The sequence below is a fragment of the Pseudomonas sp. R62 genome (genome assembly GCF_000257605.1).
In the GTDB taxonomy this organism is placed as follows: domain Bacteria; phylum Pseudomonadota; class Gammaproteobacteria; order Pseudomonadales; family Pseudomonadaceae; genus Aquipseudomonas; species Aquipseudomonas atacamensis.
On sequence record NZ_JH635999.1, the window covers coordinates 1180989 to 1204307 of the forward strand.

A 23319-nucleotide genomic window follows, 5' to 3' on the forward strand; every position below is an offset into this window, starting at 1 on the left:
AGTTTCCTTGGCCAGGCGGTGCGTGATGCCGCCGACGGTGCCCAGGCATTGGCGCTGTGGCGCTCGGAGCCGTTCGACATTGTGATCACGGACTGCAACATGCCGGTCATGAACGGCTATGAGCTGGCCCGCACCATTCGCCAGGACGAACGCGAAAGTGGTGGATCGCCGTGCATCGTACTGGGCTTCACGGCCAACGCGCAGCCGGAAGAAAAAGTGAAATGCCGGGAGGCCGGGATGGATGATTGCCTGTTCAAACCGATCAGTCTCGGCACCTTGTCGATCATGCTTGCAGGCTGGGAAAAAAATGTTGAAACCCAGCCATTTGAAAGCCCGCCTGCGGCGACTATCAAGGAGCTGGGCTCGATTCGCGAGCGTCTTGACGAGCTCACCGGAGGCGATCTCGACATGATGAAAGAACTTCTGCGCGAGGCGCTGTCGAGTTGCGAAAAGGATCTGGAGGAGTTGCATTCGCTAATACCCGAAAGCGATCCCGGGCTGTTGGCTGACCTGGCGCACCGCATCAAGGGGGCGGCGCGCATTGTTGCCGAGCATCAGGTCATTGAGGCGTGTAACGAGCTTGAAGCCGAGTGCGAGGCGCCTGTTATCGATCCGCTGGACCTCAATCGCAGTGCATTGAAGCTGGAGCATGCACAGGCTGATCTGATCAAGAAAATCAAACGGATCGAGCTGTAAACGTATCGGCTCATGACCATCCGACTGGCCTTGCATTGAAGCTGACGTTAAAGATCATTTTGCAGCGGGCGATACCTTGGTTAATAACCATGGAGTTTCGCGATGATCATTCGACGTCCTTTATTGATTGCCTGCCTTTGCCTGCTCGGTTTTGACACCGTCAGCGCAGCCCAGTCTGCGCCGGTCAGCGGAGTGATTCGCTTCAGCGGTCGAATTGTCGAGGCAAGTTGCATTGCCAGTGGCGCCAGCCATTCTTCTGTCGAGTTGCTTGATTGCCCCCAGGCAAGCACCGGGCAGATTTTTACCGTGAACAACGTCAGTGCGGCAGGGCGAGGTGAGTCGCGCCAGCAGGTGTTTGTGAAGGTGATTGCCGATACTCATGAGCAGGACGATTATTACGACCAGCGCTTGCTGCTCACGGACAACAAGGGTCACCAGATAACGAGCGGTAATTACGTAGTGACGATGACGCTGCCTTGATGGCTTGGAAAGAATGAGTCTGCGCCCCTTGTTTCAAGGTTACTGACAAAAAGGGGCGTTAATAATGAGAATTGTCTGGTTCGCACAGAACCGTCCCGCGCTTCTGGCTTGTCGCCACTCCCCTGCGTTGCAAAATCCCTCCTTCAACACTTTCTGAGCCAGACCATGCGCCGATCGCGTGGGCTGTCGTCAAGGTGTGGCTTTTTATCATCTATCCCTGCGTTCATTTTTGAGACAAGTCTCATATCAGGCAGGTTGGCCCTTGGTTATTTTCTTGAAAGGAAGAATGGAGCTGCCAAAGGTGTCCGATGTTTCTTGAAAATAACCGCAGTCGATCCTTGCGGATCCTGATCGCTGACAGCGATGTGCGCAGAGGCCAGTCGATCGAACAGCAGTTCAACAAGCTGGGCTGTCTCAGCGTATTGAACGTGTGTACCTATCGTGACCTGAGAGTCCTGACGTATTACTGCCCTCAACGGTTGAGCCTGGTCGTCGTCAATGCTCAGTTGCTCAGCGAAATGGCGATGGATCCGCTCGACTTTTTCGGGGAAAACCCGCTGATTCGTCATTTGCTGATCTTCAATCCCAACGATGATCACCAATGGTCGAAGACCTTCTTCAACCCGCATCCGCAGCGCTGGATGCGCCTGGTGTCGAAAATCGATCTGCCGCGATTGGCAGACTTTCTGATGCTGGCCGACCCGGCGCTCAAGGAACTCGCGGAGCCGGCCTCAACCGACGCTTCGCTTTCCTCGTGCGCCAACCGCTAGCTGCGTCACCTTCCCGCGATGATCCACGCAGGCGCTGAGGTGCTGCTGCCCGGCGCCTGCTTTGCTGCCCACTCGTTTGCCCAATTGTCTTGAATACACTCTAAGGTAAGGCATCATGCTGCTTCGTAAACTCAATCTCGCGCCGCGTTCGGCGCTGTGTTTTGGCTTGTTCTGTCTCATGATTATCGCGATCGGATTGATCGCCCTGCAGCAAGTCGACTTGCTCAACAAGGCAGAAACGTACGTCGAGACGACGATCGTGCCGAGTATCAAACTGCTCGGCCAACTGGACCGTGAATTCGTCGAGATCAAGGGCAACAACGCCCGCTTGCGCAATCCCATCGAAACCCCCGAGCGCAAGGCGCAGGCCCTGATGGACATTCAGCAGTCCCGTCAGCTCATCAAGAAACATCAGCGAGCGCTCATTGAACTGCTGGCCACTGACGCTGGACGCGAGGCGTTCGAGGAGTTTGCCAAAGCGCAAAAGGTCAATGATCTGGCGCAGGACCAGTACCTTGAAACAGTGGCGAGCGGGCAGCTAGAGGCGGCCATCGCGCTGTCCAAGAATCAGATGCGTGTTGCCTCGGATGGCGTACAAGTCGCACTCAAGAAGCTGATTGCACTCAACGAGATCGAAGCTTACGAAGCTGGCAAGCAGGCCGACAATGTCTACGAACACACGCTGTTGATCGTCAGTGTGTTCATTATCATTGCCATCGGTGCTTCTTTGGCTCTGGCCGTGTTGTATACCCGCAGCCTGACGGTGCCGATTGCAGGCTCGCTGAGGGTGGCGGAATGCATCGCCGCCAACGATCTGAGCGAAACCATTGCGCTGGATGGCTCCGATGAGGCGGCGCAGATGCTGTCGTCGTTGGCGGCGATGCAAACCAGTCTGCGAGATGCCTTGATCATGATCCGCGATTCGTCCACGCAGTTGGCGGAAACTTCAGAGGTCATGCACGGCGTCACGGAAGATATCTCGCGTATCACTCAGCGTCAGAGCCATGAAATCGAAATGGCCGCCACTGCCGTGACTGAAATGAGCGCAGCGGTGGAGCAGGTTGCAGACAACGCCGCATCGACCTCGCAGCTGACGTCGGAATCAAGTGCGGCAGCCATTGCCGGTCGAAGTCAGGTCAGCGACACGGTCGCCGCAATCAACCTGATGGTGTCCAGCGTGCACAGCACCTCGGCTGAGGTGCAGGCGCTATCGACCATGGCGAGCGATATCAGCAGCGTGCTGGACGTTATCCGAGAGGTTGCCGAACAAACCAATCTGCTTGCCTTGAACGCAGCGATCGAAGCAGCGCGGGCGGGGGAGGCGGGTCGCGGTTTTGCCGTGGTCGCGGACGAGGTCAGAGGGCTGGCCCAGCGTACGCAGAAATCGACCGAGGACATTGAATCGATGGTCAGCTCCATTCAGTCGGGCACCAGCCGTGCGGTGTCTTCAATGAGCCACACGCGGTCGCAGGCTGAAAGAACGCTCGAGATGGCCAATATCGCCGGTGAAGTGCTGACCGACATTACTGGCTCACTGAATCTCATCAATGAGCGAAATCTGCTGATGGCGACCGCTGCCGAAGAGCAGGCTCAGGTTGCGCGTGAAGTGGATCGCAGCCTGATCAGCATTCGCGACCTTTCGTGTGAAACCGCTGAGGGATCGAAACAGACCGCAGTCGCATCGGCGGAGCTGTCGCAATTGGCCGCGTCGCTGAACAAACTGACCAAGGAATTCAAACTTTAATCAGTAAACGTAAAGCCCTGGCTACCAGGGCTTTTTGATCAGCGCTCGATCGGCGCAGCAAAGTCCTGCGCATGGGGTGCAGAGTCAGTTTGTGCTGGCGATGCGGTTTGTGCTGTCAACTGCTCAATGCAGCTGGCGAGTTGTTTTTCATAGCTTTCAAGTACCGCTTCGGCTTCAGCTTCGCGCTCATCACGCAGGCGGAAGAAATCGTCGCGATTGAGTTGGTCCGCAACAAGTCGGATGTTTTGCTCGATGATCGCGCACAGTGAATCTTCATCCTCTAACGCCGCGCTGGTCAGGGCTGCCTGTCGATTGTTTTCGAGTTCGGTTTTTGCGTGCTCAGCGGCCTTCGCCTGTTCCTTTGCGCTAAGCAGGTCGGTTTCCAAAACCTGTTTCTGTTCCGCCAGGCGCTTCAGTTCTGCGCTCATCGACTGGATTGCATCGGCGCGTTGGGTGAGTTGGACCTCCTGTTGTTGCACCACAGCCTTCAGTGGAAACAGTTCATTGAGTTGGTAGCCGGCGACCACAGTCATGGCGATCAGTGCCAGCGCAAGAATGGTCAGGCAGTAGATGGCGGCGTTGCTCTGGGGTTTTGAGCTATTGAGGGTATCGAGGGCTCTCACGGAATCGTTTCTCCTATCAAGAGTAGACAGTGTAATAACCTCGATTCGCTGGGCCTTTAAGACGAGTCTTAAATTGTGCTCTATTTGCGTATGTCGATAACGGCTAACATTTGTTAACGAATTCGCAGAAGGCTTCTTGTTTAAACCGACTATCTAAAGTTTCTTGTGGGTCCATGAGAATTGTCTTGTTTGCGAATAAATAAACTTTTTGCTCAAGCTCCTTTTTTTCATTATCGTCTGCTGCCGCTTTGGTGGCGTTTACTGCTGATAGTTCACGCAATCGTCCGCCATTCAATTGTTTGCAAATACGGCGAGTTCAGAGAGATTGCTATGAAGTTTTCCCATGTTTTAATTGTCGGTTTTTTGTATTTACTGCCATTTAACGCAATGGCTGCAATTTGCGAATTTTATCCCGACCATTCCAAGGGCAGTGTCAGGGTGGTGCTTCCAGCCACGATCTCGGTGCCTCGTGACACGCCCAACGGCACGGTTATCTATGAAAGCCCGATCGTGACCCTGGGCGCCATACCCAGCTCATTCAGGTGCTCTGCGGTACACAACGAAGGTGTACGCAATACTGTCGGCGCTACTCAGCCGGGCGCGGAGATTTTTCCTATCGGAAATACCGGAATCGGCTGGCAATGGGTCCGACCGCCATCGGGGAAAGCGTGGAAAGGCTTTCCAGGAACTACCGACACTGCTGGCGGTTGGGGTTGGAATGGTTCTGAGCACATCTTGCGTTTTGTAAAGACGGGAACTATTTCCGGCAGTGCGACGATACCCTCAGGCCAACTTGGGACCTTCGTCGCTGCAGAAATCGAGCCTCTGGCAATGAATACAAATGGCACGCGGATCGTCTCGCAGTCTTGTGAAACACCTGATGTGAAAGTGGATATGGGCAGCTACACCATGAGCGATTTTTTGCAGAACGGTGACTATGCCAAGGAGAAATACTTCTTTCTTGATATGAAAAACTGTCCTCCCGGAATCAATAACTTCAGGTACTCCTTTTCGCCCACTGCGGGCAGCCCTGCATGGAGCGCTGATACCGGCGTGGTACACCTCAACAGTAATTCCACTGCCAAAGGGCTGGCATTGCAAATGCGCTTCAGTGACAGGACGATACTCAAGCTGAACCAGAATTACATAATGAAAGCGCCAACATCGAGCGGCGGTAATGCATCCGTTTCCTTGCAAGCCCGCTTCGTGCGCATCGAGCCTTCCAATGCGCAAATGCGAGCGGGCGATGCCAATGCCGAAATTGCCTTTGTCGTCGAGTATCTATGAGCCCAACAGCCTCTTCACCTCAGCCACAATCACCGCAATATCAAACGGCTTGGGCACCACCACATCAAACAGATCCGAACGCTGCATGCCGATGTGCGCTTGCGCGCCACTCATGAGAATGATCGGCAAGTGTTTGACGGACGGCTGGGCACGCACGGCTTCGGCGAATTCGAGGCCGTCCATGACTGGCATCATGAAGTCAGTGATGACCAGGGCTGGACGTTCTCTTTCCAGCACTTCGAGAGCCTTCTTGCCATTGCTCGCGGTCACAGTCATGAAGCCCTCATCCTCAAGCGCAAAGCCAAGAATGTCAGCAATCAGATACTCGTCGTCGACTACCAGAATGGTGGTCATGTTATTTCAACCCGCTTGAAGACTTACGAAATTGAACCAGGCAATGACTCAGCTGCGACTGAAGGTTCATTTTTCAAAGCCTTTTCCAGGAACACATCTTGATCGCGTACAACCACCTCGAACCGCGACGGGTTGTAGGAGCTATCGCGTACCTTAAGAATGGAAAGCGTCCTGCGAAGTTCAGCGTGATTCTCAAAGAAACGCATGAGGATCAGGTTGTCGACAATACTGGACAGGTCAGAGTTCGGTGCGCTGACCTCGGATCCGAACAAATCGCGCATTTCCCAAGAGGCAAAGACCGTCACGCCTCTGGACCGCAGCTCATTCATCAGCGCGCTGAAAAAGTCGGTGATGCGTTCCGGAGTGGTTGAAACCCGAGTCATGCCGCTGAGGCTATCGATGAACAGGCGCTTGATGCCTTTCTCATCGACCAGGCTCAGCAGGCGTGCGCCGAGGCCATCAAGCAAACCCTCCGTTGTTGGCTGCCAGGCAATGCTCAATGCGCCGCTGTGTTCCATGTGTTCAATATCGATGCCCAGCGAACGGCCTTTCAGGCGCAGGCGCTGCGGGCTTTCATAAAAACCGAAATGCAGTCCAGGCGCTTCGGCCGTAGATTGCGCGAGAAACTTCAGGCCCAGCGTGGTTTTGCCGATGCCGGAAGGACCCATGACCAGCGTCACGCTGGAGCTGTGCAAGCCGCCACCGAAGATCTCATCGAGCGACGCAATGCCGCTTGGAATGCGCGTCATGTCCGCGCTGTCAGGGGCGGAAGGGCGCTTGTAGAGACTTTCGAGGCGCGGATAGACGACCAGGCCGTTATCGGTGATTTCACATTCGTGAAGACCGGTCAACGCGCCGCTGCCGCGAGTCTTGCGCAAATGAATGCGGCGCACCGAACGGGTACCGAACAGCTCTTCACCCATTTCGATGACGCCGTCGACCATCGTGTGCTCGGGGCTGCCGTCGTCCAGGCGCGAGCTGGTCAGGAACAGCACGGTGCAACCGGCAAATGCGGCATGGCCTTGCAGTTCGGAAATGAATTTTTTCGTGTCGATCGGCGAGTCGGCTTTGGAGCGTGCATTGAGCAGGCCGTCGACGACCATGACGGTCGCCTTCTGCCGAGTGATTTCGCGTCGCAGCAGCTTCACGACTTCATCAAGGCCTTCGTTTTCCAGCGTATCGAATGCGCTGACAAACTGAATTTCCGCGCCGACTCGCGAAGCGTCGAAAAAACTCATGGTCGACAGGAATTGGAACAGGCGGTCGTGGGACTCGGCCAGCAACGTGGCGACCAGCACACGACCGCCATTACGGGCATGGTGAAATCCTAGCTGGTTGGCAAGGATGGTCTTGCCGGAGCCCGGGCGCCCTTGAATGATGTATGAGGCGCCGGCGACAAAGCCCCCCTGAAGCAGCGCGTCGAGCCCTTCGATCCCGCTTTGAAGGCGTTTTAGCTTTTCCACAATGCGACCCTGATCTGAATAAACAGGCTTGTTCAGCCGAATGAGTGAAATGCTAACGCCATTTCCGGTTGAGGGCCATAAAGGCTGGGGAAAAGTAGCGTTTTTGCAATGTGAACCTGGCACGTGACTGCTCGGGATCAGGGGGTAGTGACAAGTCCGGCACAGGAAGATTCGATTTTTCGAAACCCGGAAGCCGATTACGGCCATATGCGCTGCTGCGGACCATGAGGGTAGCGCTTGCCACTTTGCTTTCATGAAATCGTCACAAAACTGCTGCAGAGTTCGGGAGCCCGTAATCACTAGGTGTCATTTAATGAAAAGTTTGATGAAGTCTGCTGCGCTCGCCATTGCGGTATCTCTTTGTGCCACCTCGGCCTCCTTTGCAGCAGAGAATGTTCGCCTGACGGGGTCCGGAGCAAGTTTCCCGGCACCGATCTACCTGACCTGGTTCAAGGATTTCAGCAAGAAGTCCGATGGCGTCACTGTCGATTACCAATCCAAGGGCAGTGGCGCGGGCGTACAGGACTTCTTGAACAAAACCGTGGATTTCGCTGCCAGTGACTCGGCAATGAAAGACGAAGATATCGCCAAGGTCGCCGAAGGCGTGCAGTTGCTGCCAATGACCGCCGGGGAAATCGTGCTGGCCTATAACCTGCCGGGCAATCCCAAGGGGCTGAAGCTGCCACGCGACGTCTATTCCAATATTTTCCTGGGCAAGATCACGCGCTGGAACGATCCGCAGATCGTCGCAGCCAACCCGGACCTGAAACTCTCCGATACGCCGATCACCGTTGTCGTGCGTGCAGATTCCAGCGGTACGACCGCGGTATTCACCAAGCACCTGGCAACCGTCAACGCCGAGTTCAAGCAGGCGTTGGGTGAGGGCAACACCGTCAACTGGCCGGCCAGTGACAAGTTCATCAAATCGCCGAAAAACGATGGCGTAACCGCTACCGTGCGCCAGACCCCTGGTGCGATTGGTTACATCGAATATGGCTTCGCCAAACTGGCCAAGGTCGACTTTGCCCAGTTGCAGAACAAGGCTGGCAATTACGTCGTGCCAAACGCCGAAAGCGGTGCCGAGGCCCTGGCGGCGGTGAAGATGCCGGAAAACCTGGTGGCCTGGCTGCCTGATCCGGACGGTGCCAAGTCCTATCCGATCACCTCTTATACCTGGATGATTTTCCGCAAGGACAATGGCAACCCGGCCAAGGCCAAGGCCATGCGTGAAATGGTCGAATACAGCCTGACCGAGGGGCAGAAGGTTGCCGATTCGATGGGTTACATCCCGTTGCCACAATCGGTCGTCGAACAGGTTCGCAAAGCGTCCGCCAACATTCAGTAACGCCGTGAGGTCTCTCTCGGCGTGTGCGTCTGCGCCACGCCGGGAGAGTTTTCCCCCTGTTCCGGACTTAGCCCATGAACAAACCTTTTGTCGTACCGGTTAATCCCGACTCTGCCTGCCAGCCACCCTCGACGAAGGATTTTCTGGTTGATCGCACCTTCCGCGCGCTGGCGCGCATCGGTGTGGTACTGATTCTGGCGCTGGTATTTGCACTGGTGTTCGAAGTCGGACGCAAGGCACTTCCCGGTATGGAGAAGCACGGCTTCGATGTGCTTCTGGGCAGCGTGTGGGACGTCAACCAAGGCAAATACGGCATCCTGCCAGCCATCTGGGGCACGCTTTACAGCGCCTTCATCGCTTTGCTGATCGCCGGTGTTTTTGGCGTGAGCATGGCGATTTTCCTGACCCAGGATTTCCTGCCAACCAAGCTCGCTGCGCTGTTTCGCACCATCGTCGAACTGCTCGCAGCCATTCCCAGCGTGGTCTATGGCCTGTGGGGGATCTATGTGGTGATCCCGGCGATTCGGCCGCTGACGACCTGGTTGAACAGCGAGCTGGGCTGGATACCCTTTTTTCGGCACGTCCCTGAGCGGTCCGGGCCTGCTGCCCGCAGCGCTGGTGCTCGCGATCATGATTCTGCCGACCATTGCCGCCGTGTCGCAGGACGCGCTGACGGCTGTGCCGATGAAAACCAAACAGGCCGCGTACGGCATGGGCACAACCCATTGGGAAGCGATTCTCAAAGTGATGGTGCCTTCGGCCGCCACCGGCATTTTCGGCTCGCTGGTGCTGGGCCTGGGGCGCGCGCTGGGTGAAACGATGGCGCTGGCCATGCTGGTCGGCAATGCCAACAACATTTCCCTCTCGCTGTTTGCACCCGCTAACACGCTTGCCGCTCTGCTGGCGCTGAACTTCCCCGAAGCCGGGCCGAACGAGATCGAGGTGTTGATGTATGCCGCGCTCGTGCTGATGTTGATTACGCTGATCGTGAACATTTTCGGCTCGATGATCATGATGTACGCCCAACGGGGTAACAAGTGATGACTGATCTGACCGCAGCAACAGACCTGACGGCGCCAACCGGTGCGATGCCCAGCTTGCAACGCAGGTTCGAAGGCCGCGCGCTGCGCAGCCTGATCCTGACCACCCTGGTCTGGGCAGGTGCTTTGCTGGCCAGCGTGCCGCTGATTTCCGTGCTCTACATGCTGATCACTCGTGGTGGCGCGCGGCTGAACCTGGAAGTCTTTACCGAACTGCCGCCGACCGGCTTCGAGATGGGCGGCGGTTTCGGCAACGCGATGGCGGGTACCTTTGTGATGGTCGGTATCGCGGCAGCAATCGCGGTGCCGGTCGGAATCATGGCGGCCATTTTTCTGGCTGAACTGGGGCCGGATAGCAAGCTGGGCAACGCCGCGCGTTTTGCCGCCAAGATGCTTACGGGCCTGCCATCAATCCTGGCAGGTGTATTTGCCTACGCCTTGGTAGTGATGACCACCGGCACGTATTCGGCACCGGCAGGTGGCGTGGCACTCGCCGTCCTGATGCTGCCTATCGTGGTGCTGACCGCAGAAGAATCGATGCGGATGGTGCCCAAGATCATGAAAGATGCTGCTTATGGCATGGGCTGCACCCGCTCGCAGGTCATCTGGAAAATCATCTTGCCGACCGGCATGCCGGCGATCCTGACTGGCGTGATGCTCGCCGTGGCGCGTGCCGCAGGCGAGACGGCCCCTTTGTTGTTTACCGCGCTGTTCAGCAACTACTGGATCTACCACCAGGGCAATCTCGATGTCATGAATCCGACTGCCTCATTGGCGGTGCTGATCTACAACTTCTCCGGCATGCCTTTCGATAACCAGCTCGAGCTCGCATGGGCGGCCTCGTTGGTGCTGGTGATGATCGTGCTGTTCGTGAACATCATCAGCCGGATTTTCGGCAAGCCCAAGTATTAAGAACGGGAGCATCTGATTTTGAACGTATCCACTGCGCAAATTGCCGCTCCGTTTGTCACCCAGGCGCCTGTAGTCATGGACTGCAAACTGGACAAGATTTTCTACGGCAACTTCATGGCAGTACGTGACAGCCACGTGCCCATCGAGAAAAACAAGATCACCGGATTCATCGGTCCCTCAGGCTGCGGCAAAAGTACCGTGCTGCGCAGTCTCAACCGGATGAACGATCTGGTGAAGGGCTTTCGTTTCGAGGGCCATGTGCATTTCCTCGGCCAGGACGTCTACGGCAAGGGCGTCGACCCGGTGGTCGTACGCCGCTACATCGGCATGGTGTTTCAACAGCCTAACCCGTTCTCGATGAGCATCTTCGACAACGTCGCGTTTGGTCTTCGCCTCAATCGCTACAAAGGCGATATCGGTGACCGCGTCAAGCATGCGCTGCAAGGCGCCGCGCTGTGGGACGAAGTCAAGGACAAGCTCAAGGTCAGCGGCCTGTCGCTCTCCGGTGGCCAGCAGCAACGCCTGTGTATCGCCCGGGCGATCGCCACTGAGCCGGAAGTCCTGCTGCTGGATGAGCCTTGTTCGGCACTGGACCCGATCGCCACTAGGCGCGTCGAAGAATTGATGGTCGAGTTGAAGAAGGACTACACCATCGCACTGGTGACCCACAACATGCAGCAAGCCATCCGTGTTGCTGACACCACGGCGTTTTTCTCGGTGGATATTTCCCAGGGCACACGCACCGGTTATCTGGTCGAAATGGGGCCGACCGCGCAGATCTTCGACAACCCGCGTGAACAGATGACCGGCGATTACATCAGCGGCAAGTTCAGCTGAGCCTTGCCACCGGTCACGGCCGCCTACCTGCACAAGCCAAATGGATTTGGCGGGCATCGGTGGACATTTACCAAGCGTTTCCAAGGAGCTCCAATGCCTGCCACGCATCGCCTTGATTTGCCTGCGATTGAACGCGCACTGCGGAAAGTGCAGAGCCGTTTCGCCGAGCTCAGCCGGCACTTCACCGAGCCCCGAGACCCGTTGACTGATGAAGTGCTGCACAACGTGCTTGAAGGCTATGCGTTGGTTGACGAGTATGTTGCCCGCGGCGTCGACCTGTTCGATCTGCAGCAACTGAACCTGATGCTGGAGATCAATGCCACAGTGCTTTGTGGCCGGGATCCAGCGCGCCGGCTGGAATACGCTCAGCATCTGTCAGCCACCGAGGCGCATTTCTTCAACAACGTCGAGGGCGGCATCAAGGACTTGTACAACTGGTATTGCGCGTATCGTAGTGAGTCAGTCTGGAAGCGTGCAGCGGGTGTCTATGTGCGCATTCTGAGCAAGCCGCAGCTGTTTATCGAAGGCAACAACCGCAGTGGCTCGCTGATTGTCAGCTACTTGCTCATGCGGGCAGGGCTGCCTCCATTCGTGTTGACCCTGGAAAACGCCGAGGGCTATTTCAACCCGTCCTCGGTCATCCGCAACTCCGCCAAGCATGGCGTCAAGGCGTTGTACGAATTGCCCAAGATCAAGAAAAAATATGCAGCATTCCTGGAAGAACAGGCGCCCGATCCAATGAAGTTCTTTCTCAAAGGCAAGCCTTTGCCTGTCTCTCAAGGTGGCCATTGATGAACTGGGCACCAGCATTTGCCAGATTGAGAACCTTCGGCAGCCGGGCAGGGCAGGCTATCCGCTGCGCTTTGCCGCAGTTGTTCGAACGTCAGCGCATACGGATTTCGTTCGATATCGATGACACGCTCGCTTGCCAGCTTCATCACTGCGCAGTCGAGAACAGTCGACTACCGGCCTGTATTCATCGTTGGCTGGGTGAACCGTTGCGGATGGGCACACGATCGCTGATCCGAGAGCTGCGCCGCCAGGATTGCAGTGTCTGGGTCTACACCTCATCCGGGCGCACGCCGTCCTATATCAGGCGCTGGTTGGCGCTGTACGGTATCCGCGTCGACGGCGTGGTCAACAGCGTGCTGCACAACCGTGCGCTGACGGCGCACGGGATGTCGAATGCGCCTTCCAAGTATCCGCCAGCGTTCGATATCGACTTGCATGTCGATGATTCGGAGGGCGTGCAGATTGAAGGCAAGGATCATGGCTTCCGGGTGGTCGTGGTGCATCCCGAGGATGATCGCTGGGCGCAGAAAGTGCTGGATTCGGTGGCCAAGGTCCAGGCGCAGCTCGCCTGGCAGCAAATGCTCAGACCTCAGCCGCCGGTGCAACAGCGTGCGGAGGCTGTCTTTGAGTCGCTTGGCTGAGGGAGTACGCACTGGCTATCTGGACAGCAGCGCCTCAGGTATACGAGGCACTGCTGTGAAATGACTCAATAGATGCGCAAACGATGCTGCGCAAAACATGTCTCGTAGAAACGACAAAGCCCTGAATAATCAGGGCTTTGTCGTATAAAGATGGCGGAGGCGATGGGATTCGAACTCATGGACCTGTTACAGTCGACGGTTTTCAAGACCGTTGCCTTAAACCACTCGGCCACACCTCCGTTTGCGTTGCGGGCGCCATAATACCTGAATGAAACACACTGTCAAACTCTCTGCATGGCTTGTTACAGAGCGTCTGTTATGATCTTTGCGACTGAACGTTTCAAACCAACAGGAGTGTCGCCATGCGCGAACAGGATTACGCAGTTAATAACAGCGTGCAGGCTGAGCAGCTAGAGGTTAGCCGCGTCCTGCGCAACACATATGGTCTCTTGGCTCTGACCCTCGCATTCAGCGGTGTGATGGCCTTCGTAGCCCAGCAGATGCGTGTCGGCTACCCGAACATTTTCGTGGTGCTGATCGGCTTCTACGGGCTGTTCTTCCTCACCAACAAACTCCGTGATTCCGCGTGGGGCCTGGTGTCCGCCTTCGCGTTGACCGGTTTCATGGGTTTCCTGCTCGGCCCGATCCTCAACCGTTACCTGGGCATGCAGGGCGGCGCTGAAGTGGTCAGCTCGGCTTTCGCCATGACCGCACTGGTGTTCGGTGGTCTGTCGGCCTACGTGCTGATCACCCGCAAGGACATGAGCTTCCTCGGTGGCTTCATCACTGCCGGTTTCTTTGTCCTGCTGGGCGCTACGCTGGCGAGCTTCTTCTTCCAGATCAGCGGCCTGCAACTGGCGATCAGCGCCGGCTTCGTGCTGTTCTCGTCGGTCTGCATTCTGTTCCAGACCAGCGCGATCATCCACGGCGGTGAGCGCAACTACATCATGGCGACCATCAGCCTGTATGTATCGATCTACAACCTGTTCGTCAGCCTGCTGCAACTGTTCGGCATCATGAGCCGCGACGACTGATCGTAATGGCTGCAATAAAAAACCCGCTTCGGCGGGTTTTTTATCGTCTGGAGAAAAGTGTCTGCTCAGTTGATGACGATGCTGCCGTCCACTTGCTGACGGTAGATCGTGTAGGGCAGCAGCAAAGTATCGAGCGCGCCGGAGACCACGGCGTCCACCAGCACCACCGGAATGGCCGCGTTGCGGTGATCATCGGGATCGATGCCTGAGGCCAGCGGTGCGTTCAGCGTGCAGAAGTCATAAGCGAGGCCGCTGTAGATTCTCGGTACCGCGCCGCAATAACTTTTCTGCTGCTTGAGCCCGTCAATGGCAGCCTGGCCGTCGCGCGCCACCGTCTGAATCGTGCCACAACCGCCGAGCAGCAGGGCCGCGAGCAGTATTGCCTGAATTTTCATAGCGCCATTCCTTAGCCGCGAAAAACCCCAATCTACCCTGATCATTGGTAAAAGACACCTACGCCATCGGTGGCAGGCGTCGCTTGACCGGGGTCTTCTTGACGATCGCGGTGTTGGTTTCAGCCAACGTATTCAGTCGGTCTAGCAGGGTATCGAGCTGCTCCATCGAGCGCACGTGCAGGCGGGCGATGAAGCAATCGTCACCGGTGACCTTGTCGCACTCGGTGAACTCCGGAATCGACAAGATCTGCCGCTCAACCTCTTGCAATTGGCCCGGCAGCGGTCGCACCCGGACGATCGCCTGCAACTGATAGCCGAAGCACTTCGGATCGATCTCCACCGTGTAACCCTTGAGCACGCCGCGTTCTTCCAGCCGCCGCAACCGCTCGGCCACGCTGGGCGATGACAAGCCGCTGATCTGCGCCAGCGCTTTGAGCGAGCGCCGCGAGTCTTCCATCAGCGCGCTGATGAGGATCTGATCGATATCGTCAGTCACATTCAAACTCCGGATTAGGCGAAGGGCGCAAGTCACCCTCGATAAAAAAGGCGAAAACCAAGTTTAGCCTGCTTTATGCGCTGGAGCAGCCCGAGGTGCGCTTGGCATACTTTTGCCACGCTTCGCTCACAGCCTCAGGAGAACAATAATGGACAACACAATTCGCCGCGGTTCGCTGGAAATGACCGCCGCCATGCTCATATCCGGGACGATCGGCTGGTTTGTGCTGGTGTCCGGGCAACCGGTGCTCGACGTGGTGTTCTGGCGCTGCGTGTTCGGCGCCGGAACCTTGCTGTTGGTCTGCGCCGCGTTCGGCTTCCTGCGTCCGGGGATGCTGACCCGCACAACGTTTCTGCTGGCGGTGCTCAGTGGAATGGCGATTGTCGGCAATTGGGTGCTGCTGTTCGCATCCTATTCCCGCGCCTCGATTGCCATCGGCACCGCAGTCTATAACGTGCAGCCGTTCATGCTGGTCGGTTTGGCAGCGTTGTTCCTCGGCGAGAAAATTACCCTGCAGAAACTGTTCTGGCTGGCGATTTCGTTCATGGGCATGCTGGCGATCGTCAGCGCCCATGGCACGCAAGGCGAGGAGGGTAACGATTACTTGATGGGGATTGCCCTGGCGTTGGGCGCGGCGTTTCTGTATGCGATCGCGGCACTGATCATCAAGCGCCTGACCGGCACGCCGCCGCACCTGATTGCGCTGATTCAAGTCTGCACCGGGGTGTTGTTGCTCGTGCCTTTCGCGCATTTTGATGCGTTGCCGTCGGGCGCCGATGCCTGGGCGAGTCTGCTGACTCTCGGGATCGTGCACACCGGTCTGATGTACGTTTTGCTGTACGGCGCGATTCAAAAATTGCCGACGGCATTGACCGGCGCGCTGTCCTTTATCTATCCGATCGCGGCGATCTTCGTTGACTGGTTCGCCTTCGGCCATCGCCTCGAATTGCTGAAATGGATAGGCGTTGCAGCGATCCTGCTGGCCGCCGCCGGCATGCAACAAGGTTGGGGCTGGAAAGCCCGGCGGCTGGCGGCACAATAAGGATCAGATGTTCCAGCGCGGTGCGGTCGCTGCCAAGCGCTGGCGCATCTCGCTGATATTGGCCGCCAGTTGTCGGGTCAACATCCGGTAGCCGTCGAGCGTATTGGCAACCGGCGCATCAAGGTCCGCTGCTGGCAGCTCCATCGGTCGCTCCAGCCGTTGCGAGGCTCCGGTTTTCAACGCGCGAGCCATGCCGATCAGTTGCACACGAATTTGCCGGTGCTCAGCCTTCAGCGCCGTTTGCAGATGTGCCGTGGCCTGCGGGTCGCTTGCGTTGGGGCGGATATTGCCGAGGATCTCCAGCGTGCTGATGCACATGCGCAGGTTGCGCTGAATCGCGTCGAGCTCGGTCATGGAAATTTTCACTTCCTTGGACACCGACGGCATCAGCGAGCGCAACTGCACCATCACCGCACCCACCTTGCTCATCAGCCGCACATGCTCATCGGCGCTGACCGCTTCACCGTTGATGATGCGCCCGTACACCGTGGCGCAATCGCGCAAGGCATCGGCGAGGTTGTAACGCCACGAGTAGACCGCGTAGAGCGGCAGGGCGAAGGAAAACGCCAGGGCGAGGGCGATGCCGATCAGGATGTCGACGCCGCGCCACAGACCATCGGTGATCGGGTTGTCGCCATGCCCGGCGACGATGAACACCGTGATCGCCGAAAGCAGGGCGGTGTAGCCGCCCTTGCCAATCGCGTGATACGAGAAAAAACCGCACACCACAGCCATGGAAAAGTAGGTCAGCCACGGCATGCCCAGCCAGGCGTGCTGCGCCACTAGGGCCAATCCGACCCCCGCGCCGATCAAGGTGCCGATGGCGCGCTCGGCGGCTTTTTTGCCGATGTTGCCGTGGTGCTGCAAACCGCCGATCACTACCAGCATGGTCACCGATGCCCATTCGCCGTGGGGCAGATTGATGCCAGTAGTCAGCAGAATCGTCGCCAGCAACCCCAGCGCCACCCGCACGGAATGGATCAGGCGGGCGTGACGGTAGCGCCGATACGGGTCCAGTAACGGACGCAGGATACGGCGCAACAGCGGTGGCAGGCGGTGGGTGCTGTAAGTAGTCAGTGCGAACCTCGTACGTCAATCAAATCAATGGAAGGGGAAAATGTAATTCATCCAGGCGGACATGCGCAGCAGGATTTTGCGCATCGCGCCGATGTGATGAAAGTGCTGACTGTAAAGCGCCGCTTGCCCGTAGGCGCCGCCCGGCATGAGCGCGCTGTATTCGGCGAACGCCGGGTCAGTGATTTCAATGATCACCGGCACCCGTCCCGCCGGTGGCGAGCCGGTGTAGCTGATCAGCGTGCCGGAAGGTTGCACCTGGCCCTCGGCGATCACCCCGATCACGCTTTTCACTCGCCCCGCGAAGACTTTGCCGGGTATGCCATCGAAGGCGACTTCGGCCTCGTCGCCCACGGTCAGACGCAGCAGGCTGTTCTGACGCATCCAAGCGGCGAAGTACTGACCTTCCTGCGGAATAAACACCATCGACGGGCGCAGCGGCAGCTTGCTCGCCATCATTCCAGGGCGCAGCGAAACGTGGGTGACGAAGCCTTTGCTCGGCGCTCGAACCACAGTGTTGTCCAGCTCGAACTGAGCGTTGTCCAGTTGCGCCTGCAGATCGTCGGTGCGGGCAATGGCCGCATCCAGTTCACGCTGGGTGCCGAAGTTGCGGCGGATCAGTTCAGTGATGCGGTAACGGTCACCCTTGGCCGCAACCAGTTGCGCCTTGAGCGATTTCAGGCGGTTCTGGAAAGGCGTCGGATCGATGCGGAACAGCACGTCGCCTTTTTCCAGGGGTTCGTTGCCCTTTACCGGTACGTCGATCACCTGGCCACTGATGATCGGAATGACCGGCACCGAGACAAAGTAGGAGCGCGCCACCTCGGAATAGGGATGGTTGTAGTTCATGGTGAAAATCAGCGCGCCGATGATCAGCACGCCACCCAGGACAGCGGTGGGCACCGTCCATTTATTCAGCGGAATGCGGAAGATCTTGAAGATGGCGACGCAGAGTGCGGCGTACGTGAGGATGAGCAACAGATCCATGCTCAGATCCCCCGGCTGTCAGATTGAGGCGCAACCGGCGACTGCGCTTCGAGCCGCTCGATCCGGGCTTGCAGCTCGACGACCTGCTGCTCCAGTTGATTGACGTGATTCTGAATGGGTTTGCCATCGCCGAAACCCCAACCGCGATCCTCGCGATAGGCCATCGCCCAGATCCACAGAAACGGCCACAGCGCATGCAGGGTAAACAGGCTGACCCAGCCCGTGGCATGGATCGCGTCCTGATGCGGGTGGTTGCGGTGGACGGCGATCTCGTACGGAATGTCATGCAGCACGATGATCCCGTAAAACAGCACGAGACCGACAAAAACCAACAGACCCAACGCGAAGTAATCGAGCATGGTCAGCCTCCCGGGCATTCAGCAATGCTGGGCTGAGTGTAGTCACTGAATCGCCGGGGGGCTGACGGATCGGCAGGATCGTTCAATCCTGCCGATCATCCGTCAAAAGATGTAATCGGTGGTCAGGAAACTCGAATCCCGCCCGCGAATGATCTCGCTGATCAGGTCCTTGTTGCTCTCCTGGAATTTGGTCGCCACCAGCGTGCGGATCGAAAACACCCGCAAGGCATCGTGAACCGACAGCGTGCCTTCGGCGGAGTTTTTGCGACCGTTGAACGGGTAAGTGTCCGGGCCGCGCTGGCACTGGGCGTTGAGGTTGATCCGCCCGACCTGGTTGGCGAAAGTGTCGACCAGCCGGCCGACCGCCACCGGGTTGGTGCCGAAGATGCTCAACTGCTGGCCGAAATCGGATTCCAGCACGTAGTCGATCACCGTATCGAGGTGGCGGTACGGCACGATGGGCACGACCGGGCCGAACTGTTCTTCCTGATACACGCGCATTTGCGGGTTCACCGGATAGAGCACTGCCGGGTAGAAGAACGAGGCGTGGGACTCGCCACCATTCGGGTTGACCACCTGCGCGCCTTTGCTTTGCGCATCCGCGACCAGACCGTGCAGATAATCGACCTTGCCCGACTCCGGCAGCGGCGTCAGCGCCACGCCGCTGTCCCACGGCATGCCCGGTTTCAGCGTGGCCAGTCTGGCGTTGAATTTCTCGATGAAGCTGTCGACCACGTCTTCATGCACGAAAAGAATTTTCAGTGCGGTGCAGCGCTGACCGTTGAACGACAGCGAGCCGGTTACCGCTTCGCTAACGGCGTTGTCGAGATCGACTTCGGGCAAAACGATGCCCGGGTTCTTGGCGTCCAGACCCAGAGCCGCGCGCAAACGGTGTGGTTTCGGGTGCAGCTTTTTCAGGTCACTGGCAGCCTTGTTGGTGCCGATGAAGGCGAAGATGTCGATCTTGCCGCTGGCCATCAGAGCGCTGACGGTCTCGCGGCCGCTGCCGTAGATGACGTTGATCACGCCGCTCGGGAAGCTGTCGCGGAAGGCTTCGAGCAACGGCCGAATCAGCAGCACGCCGAGCTTGGCCGGTTTGAACACCACGGTGTTGCCCATGATCAGTGCCGGAATCAGCGTGGTGAAGGTTTCGTTCAGCGGGTAGTTGTAAGGCCCCATGCACAAGGCGACGCCGAGCGGCACGCGGCGGATCTGGCCGAGGGTGTCCTGCTCCAGCTCAAAGCGGCTGGAACGGCGGTCGAGTTCTTTCAGGGCATTGATGGTGTCGACGATGTAATCGCAGGTGCGATCGAACTCTTTTTCCGAGTCCTTGAGGTTCTTGCCGATCTCCCACATCAGCAGCTTGACTACCGCCTCGCGCTGCTCGCGCATGCGGCCGAGAAACGCTTCGACATGCTGGATGCGCTCGGCCACGCGCATGGTCGGCCACAGGCCCTGACCTCGGTCGTAAGCGCGAACGGCAGCGTCGAGGGCGGTGAGGGCGGTGTCGGCATCCAGCAGCGGCGTGCTGCCGAGGATCACCTGTTCTTCGCCGTTTTCGCTTTTCAGATAAACCGGACTGCGCACCTGCGCGAGGGGGCCGTCCCAGCGGCGCAATTGACCATCGACCAGATATTCACGCTGCTCGACCTGAGCGTCGAGGCGATATTTTTCCGGGATGTCGCTGACCGAAGGGAACAGGTTGCCAAGGATGTTTGCTGTGGTCATGTCACTACCCTGTGTTGAAGTCGGCGTGCCGATTGAAAGTCTTGTGAAGGTTATACGCCTGAACGGGCCGGGATTTAACCCTGTGAATGTCACGCGAATGTCACGCACCCGTGCAACCGCAGTCCACCCTGTGGGAGCGAGCCTGCTCGCGAAGGCGGCGGCACATCCAACATCCTCATTGCCTGACACAGCGCTTTCGCGAGCAGACTCGCTCCCACGGTCGATCGTTTAAATCAGTCAGTCTGTCTTCGGTAATGAAGCTTTTATGACAAAAGTTCGGTAGCCCTTTGCCAGTCCGGTCATGCCTGTGTAACGCGCTTGAGGGGCCTTTCGGGGCGCACTTTGCGAGTCGGGGCGGGACGCCGGGAGTGAGGCAATGGGGACTATGGAACGTTATTCGAAAGTGGGCATGCAGGAGCTCGATCAACGCCTGTCGAAGATCGTCGAAGCCGCGCGCAAGAAGCCGGTTTCGGTGTATCGCTACGGCGCGCCGTGGGTCTGGATCGTCTCGCAGGAGGACTGGCAGGGCGCTCTGAAAGAAGTGTCCAGCTACATTCCTCCGGGCCATTCGCTGGTGTTGCTGCGCCCGCAGATCGACGATCTGCTCGACGCCCACCAGGACCTGCTGCACGACCTCAATGCCGCACCCGGCATGCTCATTCCCGCGCAGACGGTGATGCACGTCCTGCTCCTGCAATTGCTGTATTCGGTGCCCAGCGAACAGCAGCTCTATGAACAGCTGAACTACAACCTGCTGTTCCGCTGGTTCGTCGGCCTCGGCCTGAACCAGAAAGTCTGGAGTTTCACCGCCCTCAGCCGTGACATCGCCACGCTGCTCAACGAGCCGCGCGCGGTGCTGCTGATTCAGAAAATCATCGGCGAAGTGTTCTGCGGTGCCTTGCTGCAAATGCCCGAGTTCTCGCTGAACTTTGCGCTGTTGCACACCTGGCTGGGCAAGCACGCCTGCGCCACCACGATCAGCAATTGACGCAGCACACCGGGCGCTAACGCCCACAGGTCATCGCGAATTTCAGGGGGTAATGTGGAACGGATTTTCACGTCACGGCTGGCGCTGTGGGGCTGGCTGCTGGTGACGGCGGGCGCGCAGCCGGCGCTGGCCGAGGAGGGCACAGAAGCGCCCGCCGCGCAGCGACTGGTCGACGTCAACGAATACTTCGTGCGCGGCAATACCGTGCTCGATGCCCGGGCGATCGAAGAAGCGGTGTACCCGTTTCTCGGCCCGCAGAAAGCCTTGAGCGACATCGAAGGCGCCCGCGATGCGTTGCAGAAGGCCTATCAGGAACGCGGCTATCAATCGGTGTTTGTCGAGCTGCCCGAGCAGGCCGTGGCCGATGGCATCGTCTATCTGCAAGTCAGCGAAACCAAGGTCGGCCGGGTGCGCGTGGTCGGCGCCAAACACTATTCGCCGCTGGATATCCGCGACAACGTCCCGGCGCTGAAAGAAGGCGAGGTGCCGGACTTTGCCAAAGTCCAAGGCGAACTCGCGCAGCTCAACAAGACCCCCGGTCGCCAGGTCATGCCGCTGGTGCGCGAAGGGCAGCGCCCCGGCACCATGGATGTCGATTTGCAGGTCGAAGACCAGAACCCGTGGACGGCCAGCGTCGGCCTCAATAACGATTACAGCGCCGACACCGAAAAGCTGCGCAGCGTCACCAGCCTCGGTTACAACAACCTCTGGCAGCTCGGCCACAGCGTCAACCTGACGTTCTTCACCGCGCCGCAGGAAACCGACAACGCCAAGGTCTGGTCCGGGTCCTACACCGCGCCGCTGAGCGAGCGCTGGAGCGTGCAGTTCTCCGGTTACCAGTCCGACAGCAACGTCGCCACCATCGGCGGCAGCAACGTGCTCGGCAAGGGTCACAGCTACGGCGTCGCGGCGATCTACACGTTGCCCTCGAGCGGCAATTGGTCGAACTCGTTGTCGGCCGGCATCGACTTCAAGGACTTCGACGAGCGCCTGAGCCTGTCCGGCGAAAGCGACAAGGTACCGCTGAAATACGCGCCGTTCACCTTCGCCTACAACGGCTTTCGCTACAGCGAAAAGAGCCAGCTCGGCCTCGGCCTGAGTCTGGTTGCCGCGACCCGCAGCGTGTTCGGCTACGGCAGCGACGACGAAGACTTCGACTACAAACGTTATCGCGCCAAACCGAGTTTCGCCGTGCTCAAGGGCGACACCAACTTCACCTGGACTTTCGACAGCGACTGGCAGAGCGCAAGTAAAGCCGCATTCCAACTCGCCTCGGGGCCGCTGGTTTCCAACGAACAATTCTCCGCCGGTGGCGCCACCTCCGTGCGCGGCTATCTCGCGGCTGAACGTACCGCCGATGACGGCTATTTGCTCAGCCAGGAATTGCGCACACCGTCGCTGGCGAAATTCGCCGGCACGTGGATGCAGGACTGGCGCTTCTATGCCTTCGCCGAAGGCGCGCAGTTGTATCTGCGCGACGAACTGCCGGATCAGGACGCCAATTACGCCCTGGCCAGCGTCGGCCTCGGCACCCGCGCCAGCCTGAGTAAATGGCTGTCCGGCAGCCTCGACTGGGGCTACCCGCTACTCGAAGGGCCGAACACCTCAAAGCAGGAATCGCGCCTGCACTTCAACCTTCAAGCCACTTTCTAACGGAGCACGTCCATGCAACGCCTCTTCCTTTCGTTGTTGATCTGCCTGGGCTTCGTGCTCCCGGCCACGGCTCAGGCCTGGTGGCAGGACGACTGGCATTACCGCAAACAGATCGCCGTCGACACCACGCCACAAGGCGCGGCGATCAATCAGGCGCTCGGCCGCACCGCGCTACTGGTGCGCCTGCACACCGGCAACTTCACCTTCGACGGCGTGAAAGAGGACGGCTCCGATCTGCGCTTTGTCGCGGCGGATGACAAAACCGTGCTCAACCACCAGATCGAAAGTTTCGACGCGCTGATGGGCATGGCGCTGATCTGGGTCGATGTGCCGAATGTAGAGGGCGGTCAGCGTCAGGACATCTGGATGTACTACGGCAACCAGAAAGCCCCGGCCACCGGCAACGGGCAACTCACCTTCGATCCGAATTACATCGCGCTGTATCACTTCGACGGCGCCACTGGCACCCCGGCGAAAGACACTACGGCGTACGGCAACACCGCGCAAAGCGCGACCGGCACAGCGATTGATGGCGTCGTCGGGCGTGCCTTGCAGTTCAGCGGCCAGCCGTTGTTGCTG

The 23319-nt window shown here is 58.3% G+C and carries 24 protein-coding genes, 1 tRNA gene and 1 pseudogene; 16 read left to right on the forward strand and 10 right to left on the reverse strand.

Features of this window, described 5'->3' with window-relative positions:
• The first annotated feature begins 18 nt into the window (after positions 1 to 18).
• From OQK_RS31880 to OQK_RS23610, 4 genes are all read left to right on the forward strand, one after another.
• Positions 19 to 696, forward strand: coding sequence for a response regulator (locus tag OQK_RS31880; protein WP_274380900.1), 678 nt, complete (start codon positions 19 to 21; stop codon positions 694 to 696).
• Between the two features lie 102 nt (positions 697 to 798).
• A complete protein-coding gene (locus OQK_RS23600) occupies positions 799 to 1176 on the forward strand; it encodes a type 1 fimbrial protein (protein ID WP_016774580.1) in 378 nt (125 codons plus the stop codon).
• Between the two features lie 308 nt (positions 1177 to 1484).
• Positions 1485 to 1946: a hypothetical protein gene (locus tag OQK_RS28925; protein ID WP_016774581.1), complete on the forward strand. Its 462-nt coding sequence runs from the start codon at positions 1485 to 1487 to the stop codon at positions 1944 to 1946.
• 115 nt (positions 1947 to 2061) lie between these two features.
• A complete protein-coding gene (locus OQK_RS23610; protein ID WP_016774582.1) occupies positions 2062 to 3690 on the forward strand; it encodes a methyl-accepting chemotaxis protein in 1629 nt (542 codons plus the stop codon).
• A 38-nt stretch (positions 3691 to 3728) separates the two neighbouring features.
• On the opposite strand, the gene OQK_RS23615 is transcribed toward OQK_RS23610, so the two are convergent.
• Positions 3729 to 4313 (reverse strand): hypothetical protein, encoded by a 585-nt coding sequence (locus tag OQK_RS23615; protein ID WP_016774583.1) that lies wholly within the window; start codon positions 4311 to 4313, stop codon positions 3729 to 3731.
• Positions 4314 to 4502: 189 nt separating this feature from the next.
• On the opposite strand from OQK_RS23615, the gene OQK_RS23620 reads away from it, so the two are divergent.
• Positions 4503 to 5600: a fimbrial protein gene (locus tag OQK_RS23620; RefSeq protein ID WP_238537252.1), complete on the forward strand. Its 1098-nt coding sequence runs from the start codon at positions 4503 to 4505 to the stop codon at positions 5598 to 5600.
• Here OQK_RS23620 and OQK_RS23625 read toward each other — a convergent pair.
• Positions 5595 to 5954, reverse strand: coding sequence for a response regulator (locus tag OQK_RS23625; RefSeq protein ID WP_016774585.1), 360 nt, complete (start codon positions 5952 to 5954; stop codon positions 5595 to 5597). The genes OQK_RS23620 and OQK_RS23625 overlap by 6 nt on opposite strands.
• Before the next feature lie 23 nt (positions 5955 to 5977).
• Positions 5978 to 7417 carry an ATPase domain-containing protein gene (locus tag OQK_RS23630; protein ID WP_016774586.1) on the reverse strand — a complete coding sequence of 480 codons (1440 nt, stop codon included), beginning with the start codon at positions 7415 to 7417 and terminating at the stop codon, positions 5978 to 5980.
• 313 nt (positions 7418 to 7730) lie between these two features.
• Between OQK_RS23630 and pstS the strand changes: the two genes are divergently transcribed.
• The 6 genes and pseudogenes from pstS to OQK_RS23660 all read left to right on the forward strand — a co-directional run bounded on the left by pstS (position 7731) and on the right by OQK_RS23660 (position 12984).
• A complete protein-coding gene (pstS, locus tag OQK_RS23635) occupies positions 7731 to 8762 on the forward strand; it encodes a phosphate ABC transporter substrate-binding protein PstS (protein ID WP_038861647.1) in 1032 nt (343 codons plus the stop codon).
• Between the two features lie 74 nt (positions 8763 to 8836).
• Positions 8837 to 9803, forward strand: a pseudogene (gene pstC, locus OQK_RS23640) (phosphate ABC transporter permease subunit PstC).
• Positions 9803 to 10714, forward strand: a complete 912-nt coding sequence (gene pstA / locus OQK_RS23645; protein ID WP_016774590.1) for a phosphate ABC transporter permease PstA — start codon at positions 9803 to 9805, stop codon at positions 10712 to 10714. Before pstC ends, pstA begins: the two are co-directional and overlap by 1 nt.
• A 75-nt stretch (positions 10715 to 10789) precedes the next feature.
• A complete protein-coding gene (gene pstB / locus OQK_RS23650) occupies positions 10790 to 11551 on the forward strand; it encodes a phosphate ABC transporter ATP-binding protein PstB (RefSeq protein ID WP_016774591.1) in 762 nt (253 codons plus the stop codon).
• 93 nt (positions 11552 to 11644) lie between these two features.
• Positions 11645 to 12343 (forward strand): hypothetical protein, encoded by a 699-nt coding sequence (locus tag OQK_RS23655; protein WP_016774592.1) that lies wholly within the window; start codon positions 11645 to 11647, stop codon positions 12341 to 12343.
• Entirely contained in the window at positions 12343 to 12984 is a 642-nt protein-coding gene (locus OQK_RS23660; protein ID WP_016774593.1) for a hypothetical protein, read from the forward strand. The genes OQK_RS23655 and OQK_RS23660 overlap by 1 nt, the downstream gene beginning before the upstream one ends.
• Positions 12985 to 13135: 151 nt before the next feature.
• Here the strand turns inward: OQK_RS23660 and OQK_RS23665 are convergent.
• A tRNA-Ser gene (locus tag OQK_RS23665) sits at positions 13136 to 13223 on the reverse strand.
• A gap of 123 nt (positions 13224 to 13346) precedes the next feature.
• On the opposite strand from OQK_RS23665, the gene OQK_RS23670 reads away from it, so the two are divergent.
• The gene (locus tag OQK_RS23670; protein ID WP_008006561.1) at positions 13347 to 14018 is read left to right on the forward strand and encodes a Bax inhibitor-1/YccA family protein; all 672 of its coding nucleotides are present in this window, start codon (positions 13347 to 13349) and stop codon (positions 14016 to 14018) included.
• A gap of 65 nt (positions 14019 to 14083) precedes the next feature.
• Here the strand turns inward: OQK_RS23670 and OQK_RS23675 are convergent, their stop codons facing one another.
• Both OQK_RS23675 and OQK_RS23680 read right to left on the reverse strand, forming a co-directional pair.
• Complete coding sequence (locus tag OQK_RS23675) at positions 14084 to 14413, reverse strand: YceK/YidQ family lipoprotein (protein ID WP_016774594.1); 330 nt, start codon at positions 14411 to 14413, stop codon at positions 14084 to 14086.
• A gap of 58 nt (positions 14414 to 14471) precedes the next feature.
• Positions 14472 to 14909 carry an Lrp/AsnC family transcriptional regulator gene (locus OQK_RS23680; RefSeq protein ID WP_016774595.1) on the reverse strand — a complete coding sequence of 146 codons (438 nt, stop codon included), beginning with the start codon at positions 14907 to 14909 and terminating at the stop codon, positions 14472 to 14474.
• 148 nt (positions 14910 to 15057) lie between these two features.
• Between OQK_RS23680 and OQK_RS23685 the strand changes: the two genes are divergently transcribed.
• Positions 15058 to 15951, forward strand: a complete 894-nt coding sequence (locus tag OQK_RS23685; RefSeq protein WP_016774596.1) for a DMT family transporter — start codon at positions 15058 to 15060, stop codon at positions 15949 to 15951.
• A 3-nt stretch (positions 15952 to 15954) separates the two neighbouring features.
• Here OQK_RS23685 and OQK_RS23690 read toward each other — a convergent pair whose 3' ends face one another.
• From OQK_RS23690 to OQK_RS23705, 4 genes are all read right to left on the reverse strand, one after another.
• Positions 15955 to 16995: an FUSC family protein gene (locus OQK_RS23690; protein ID WP_038861649.1), complete on the reverse strand. Its 1041-nt coding sequence runs from the start codon at positions 16993 to 16995 to the stop codon at positions 15955 to 15957.
• A gap of 57 nt (positions 16996 to 17052) precedes the next feature.
• Entirely contained in the window at positions 17053 to 18012 is a 960-nt protein-coding gene (locus OQK_RS23695; RefSeq protein ID WP_016774598.1) for an HlyD family secretion protein, read from the reverse strand.
• A 2-nt stretch (positions 18013 to 18014) separates the two neighbouring features.
• Positions 18015 to 18371: a DUF3302 domain-containing protein gene (locus tag OQK_RS23700; protein ID WP_016774599.1), complete on the reverse strand. Its 357-nt coding sequence runs from the start codon at positions 18369 to 18371 to the stop codon at positions 18015 to 18017.
• Positions 18372 to 18473: 102 nt separating this feature from the next.
• Positions 18474 to 20099, reverse strand: coding sequence for an NADP-dependent glyceraldehyde-3-phosphate dehydrogenase (locus OQK_RS23705; RefSeq protein WP_016774600.1), 1626 nt, complete (start codon positions 20097 to 20099; stop codon positions 18474 to 18476).
• A gap of 376 nt (positions 20100 to 20475) precedes the next feature.
• Between OQK_RS23705 and OQK_RS23710 the strand changes: the two genes are divergently transcribed.
• From OQK_RS23710 to OQK_RS23720, 3 genes are all read left to right on the forward strand, one after another.
• Positions 20476 to 21087, forward strand: coding sequence for a transposase (locus OQK_RS23710; protein ID WP_024012848.1), 612 nt, complete (start codon positions 20476 to 20478; stop codon positions 21085 to 21087).
• 54 nt (positions 21088 to 21141) lie between these two features.
• Positions 21142 to 22740: a ShlB/FhaC/HecB family hemolysin secretion/activation protein gene (locus OQK_RS23715; protein WP_016774602.1), complete on the forward strand. Its 1599-nt coding sequence runs from the start codon at positions 21142 to 21144 to the stop codon at positions 22738 to 22740.
• A gap of 12 nt (positions 22741 to 22752) precedes the next feature.
• Positions 22753 to 23319, forward strand: a 567-nt coding sequence (locus OQK_RS23720; RefSeq protein ID WP_038861650.1) for a DUF2341 domain-containing protein, incomplete at its 3' end; no start/stop codon positions are given.

Bases quoted from the DNA above. Each gene is read 5' to 3' on its own strand.
- OQK_RS23600 (WP_016774580.1), top strand. From the start codon at position 799: ATGATCATTCGACGTCCTTTATTGATTGCCTGCCTTTGCCTGCTCGGT.
- OQK_RS28925 (WP_016774581.1), top strand. From the start codon at position 1,485: ATGTTTCTTGAAAATAACCGCAGTCGATCCTTGCGGATCCTGATCGCT.
- OQK_RS23610 (WP_016774582.1), top strand. From the start codon at position 2,062: ATGCTGCTTCGTAAACTCAATCTCGCGCCGCGTTCGGCGCTGTGTTTT.
- OQK_RS23625 (WP_016774585.1), bottom strand. From the start codon at position 5,954: ATGACCACCATTCTGGTAGTCGACGACGAGTATCTGATTGCTGACATT.
- pstS (WP_038861647.1), top strand. From the start codon at position 7,731: ATGAAAAGTTTGATGAAGTCTGCTGCGCTCGCCATTGCGGTATCTCTT.
- pstA (WP_016774590.1), top strand. From the start codon at position 9,803: ATGACTGATCTGACCGCAGCAACAGACCTGACGGCGCCAACCGGTGCG.
- pstB (WP_016774591.1), top strand. From the start codon at position 10,790: ATGGACTGCAAACTGGACAAGATTTTCTACGGCAACTTCATGGCAGTA.
- OQK_RS23655 (WP_016774592.1), top strand. From the start codon at position 11,645: ATGCCTGCCACGCATCGCCTTGATTTGCCTGCGATTGAACGCGCACTG.
- OQK_RS23660 (WP_016774593.1), top strand. From the start codon at position 12,343: ATGAACTGGGCACCAGCATTTGCCAGATTGAGAACCTTCGGCAGCCGG.
- OQK_RS23670 (WP_008006561.1), top strand. From the start codon at position 13,347: ATGCGCGAACAGGATTACGCAGTTAATAACAGCGTGCAGGCTGAGCAG.
- OQK_RS23675 (WP_016774594.1), bottom strand. From the start codon at position 14,413: ATGAAAATTCAGGCAATACTGCTCGCGGCCCTGCTGCTCGGCGGTTGT.
- OQK_RS23685 (WP_016774596.1), top strand. From the start codon at position 15,058: ATGGACAACACAATTCGCCGCGGTTCGCTGGAAATGACCGCCGCCATG.
- OQK_RS23695 (WP_016774598.1), bottom strand. From the start codon at position 18,012: ATGGATCTGTTGCTCATCCTCACGTACGCCGCACTCTGCGTCGCCATC.
- OQK_RS23700 (WP_016774599.1), bottom strand. From the start codon at position 18,371: ATGCTCGATTACTTCGCGTTGGGTCTGTTGGTTTTTGTCGGTCTCGTG.
- OQK_RS23705 (WP_016774600.1), bottom strand. From the start codon at position 20,099: ATGACCACAGCAAACATCCTTGGCAACCTGTTCCCTTCGGTCAGCGAC.
- OQK_RS23710 (WP_024012848.1), top strand. From the start codon at position 20,476: ATGGGGACTATGGAACGTTATTCGAAAGTGGGCATGCAGGAGCTCGAT.